This window comes from Streptomyces swartbergensis (genome assembly GCF_002148965.1).
Lineage (GTDB): Bacteria > Actinomycetota > Actinomycetes > Streptomycetales > Streptomycetaceae > Streptomyces > Streptomyces swartbergensis.
The window spans coordinates 1-2387 of record NZ_NGFN01000612.1; the positions used below are offsets into that span (position 1 = coordinate 1).

3 protein-coding genes are annotated in these 2387 nt (G+C 72.5%); 1 reads left to right on the forward strand and 2 read right to left on the reverse strand.

All coding sequences use genetic code 11. From position 1 onward, the window contains the following. Positions 1–51: 51 nt before the first annotated feature. Positions 52–651 (reverse strand): antibiotic biosynthesis monooxygenase family protein, encoded by a 600-nt coding sequence (locus tag CA983_RS42780; RefSeq protein ID WP_158101941.1) that lies wholly within the window; start codon positions 649–651, stop codon positions 52–54. 233 nt (positions 652–884) lie between these two features. Between CA983_RS42780 and CA983_RS42785 the strand changes: the two genes are divergently transcribed. Next, a complete protein-coding gene (locus tag CA983_RS42785; RefSeq protein ID WP_086606011.1) occupies positions 885–1943 on the forward strand; it encodes a LacI family DNA-binding transcriptional regulator in 1059 nt (352 codons plus the stop codon). A 14-nt stretch (positions 1944–1957) separates the two neighbouring features. Here CA983_RS42785 and CA983_RS42790 read toward each other — a convergent pair. Next, a partial coding sequence (locus tag CA983_RS42790; RefSeq protein WP_143645796.1) for a GNAT family N-acetyltransferase occupies positions 1958–2387 on the reverse strand: 430 nt, incomplete at its 5' end.

Sequence of the window (2387 nt, forward strand, 5' to 3'; positions counted from 1 at the left end):
GGTTCACGGTGGGCGGGGGGCTCGACTGACGTCACCTGCCTCGCGTGCGGCTCACCCCGCAGGATCCTGCCGCAGGGCGCGATACAGGTGAAACCGCCCACCGTGCGTGAGCCGTACCCCGGGCGTCCCCGAGAACAGCTCGTGCCCCTTGTCATGGTCACCGGCCTCGGCGGCCTCCTGGTGGGCCTCCACGCTGGTCCACTCGGTGCAGAGCAGCACCCGGCTGCCGTCGGCGCTGTGCAGGAAGTGGGCGGAGATCGCCCCGGGGTGGCCGCCTTCGCGCGGCTGGGCCTCGATCACCGCGTCGGTGAAGGCGCGCTGCCGCTCCGGCCCGTCGACATCGAAGGCGGCGGTGATGAGACACCCCGGGACGCGCGTCTCGTGCTCCTCGACGAGGCTGCGGTACAGCCGGTAGCGGGGCGGACCGGTCGGCGGAACCGCGGTGTCGTCGGTCCACCGGGCGAGCGTCAGCACCGTCTCCCCGTCCGTACTGAGGAACCAGCTGACGGCGGCGAGCCCGGGGGGCGGGGTCGCCAGTGCGTAGAACTCGGCTTCCACGGCGGCCCGTTGCTGCTCCAGGCCGGCGGCGTACCGCGTGCCGATCACCAATGTGCCGGGCACGGTCAGGTCGGGGAAGGGTGCTGAGGGCACGGACGGAATCCTTCGTGAACGGGAGCGGAACCGTGATCGTGCCCGAGGGCGGCAGGGCGCCGTCAACTGCTTTACGCCGCAGCCGTCAACTGCTTTACGCCGCCGGCCACACCGCCTGGCCGGGCCCGGGACCGTCCTGAAGCGGGTCGCCCGTCCGGGGCTCGACGCTCGGTCCGGCCCGGTCCGACGGCTGCTACCGTCCGCTCATGCCTCCCGCTCAACGGCACCCCACGATGGCCGACGTCGCAGAACGGGCCAGGGTCTCCACATCCACCGTCTCGCGCACGCTGCGCGGCCTGCCGACGGTCTCGCCGGAGGTGCGGGCCCGCGTCGAGAAGGCCGCGCGCGAGCTGAACTTCGCCGTGTCCCGGCAGGCCGCGAGCCTGGTCACGGGCAGGACCGGGACGGTGGCGGTGCTGGTCCCGACGCTCGACTCGTGGTTCATGGGATCCGCCCTGTCCAGCCTGGCCCCGCTGCTGCGGGCGGCGGGCATGCAGCTGAACGTCTACGAGATCCCCGACCTGGCCGAGCGCTCCGCGTTCTTCGAGCACCTCCCGGCACGCCGCAACGCCGACGCGCTCCTGGTGTTCTCCTTCGACCTCACCGACGAGGAGACCGCGCGGCTGGACGACCTCGGCATGCCGGTGATCTACGTCAGCCGGCACGTCGCCGGACGGCCCAGCGTCTACGTCGACGACGTGGCCGGCGCCCTGCACGGCACCCGGCACCTGCTCAACCTCGGCCACCGCCGGATCGCCTTCGTCCAGACCGCGGGCGCGAGCGGCTTCTCCTTCAGTTCCGACGAACGGCTGCTGGGCTACCAGCAGGCGCTCACCGAGGCGGGGATCCCGCTCGACGACGACCTGGTGGTGTCCACGCGGGTCGGCGACAAGCGGGCCGCCGCCGAGGTGCTCGGCATGCTGCTGAGCCTGCGCGAGCCGCCCACCGCCCTCTTCGCCGAGCAGGACGAGCTCGCCGTCGCCCTCGTCTGGAACCTGCGCAGGACGCGGATCGCCGTACCCGAACGCATCTCCGTCCTCGGCTTCGACGACCAGCCGCTGGCCGACTGGTTCGACCTGTCCACGGTCGCCCAGTCACCGTCGGACATGGGCCGGGAGGCCGGCGAGCTGGCGCTGAAGCTCATCGACGACTCCGGGACGGACCACGAGCGGCAGGTCGTGCTGCCGACGTATGTGATCCCGCGTGCCACGACCGCGCCGGTGGCCTGGCCCCGGGACGAGGGCGAGCGACCCACGGGGAGTGAGGGGACGCTCGGCAGGGCGCCTTCTTGAGGCCCGAGCCCGCGTCATCGGTCTGCGAGGGYGAAGAACCGCATCGGGGAGTTCGCCTTGAACCCGATGCGCGGATACACGGGCGCTCCGGCGGCGGTGGCGTGCAGGGTCGCCCGGGTCAGCCCGGTGGCCCGGCCGCCCTCGTGCAGGGCCTTCCGCGTCACCGCTTCCCCGTATCCCCGGCGCTCCCACGCCGGATCGGTGGCGACGAGCAGCACGAAGAGGCGGCCGTCGGCCTCGACGGTGGCGGCGCAGGTCACGGGAGTGCCGTCGTGTCGCACGCCCAGGTAGGCGTACACCTGGCTCTTCCACAGCGAGGAGCGGCCGAGCCCGTCACGGCCGTCCTCCAACGGGAACCCGTAGGCACGCGAGTTGATGTCGGCGAAGGCTCGCAGCTGCTCATCGGTGGTCACGCGTACGAACGTCAGGTCGGGGTGGGCGGGC